The following is a 402-nucleotide window of genomic DNA, read 5'->3' as shown; positions in this document are numbered from 1 at the left end:
TGTAGATAGGCCAGAGAATCGTTCACAATATTTTTTTAAGCTAAAACAGGCATTGAAAAAGGTGGGTATCCCTCGGGTATTATTAAAGTGGGAAAAAACTAAAAACCAAAAAGGAGGGACACCCACCTAATGAAATTATACCAAAAACTTAAATCTTCTGGTAATCCCACTGCTCCTGTTCAGTTGATTATTTCCCTTTTAGAAAAATACCCTGTCTCCGAAGTGGCTAAAATTGTCGGTGTTTCTCCTCGCTGGGTTTATAAAATCCGTCAACGCTTCATCCAGTCCAACGGCTCACTTTCTGCTTGTATCTTGAAAAAAGGCCCTAAAAATCCTATGCCTAATCGTACTCCTAAATACATCGAAGATTTAGTCGTAGAATTAGCTAAAGCTACTAATTTT

Annotated in this window: 1 protein-coding gene; it reads left to right on the top strand. The window is 37.8% G+C overall.

What is annotated here, in order from left to right; translation table 11 throughout:
• Nucleotides 1-129 precede the first annotated feature (129 nt).
• The coding region (locus cpu_RS13005) for a helix-turn-helix domain-containing protein (RefSeq protein WP_143299329.1) at nt 130-402 on the top strand (273 nt) is incomplete at its 3' end.

This window comes from Carboxydothermus pertinax, assembly GCF_001950255.1.
Classification (GTDB): domain Bacteria; phylum Bacillota; class Z-2901; order Carboxydothermales; family Carboxydothermaceae; genus Carboxydothermus; species Carboxydothermus pertinax.
This window is presented reverse-complemented; position numbering and strand designations above follow the sequence as displayed.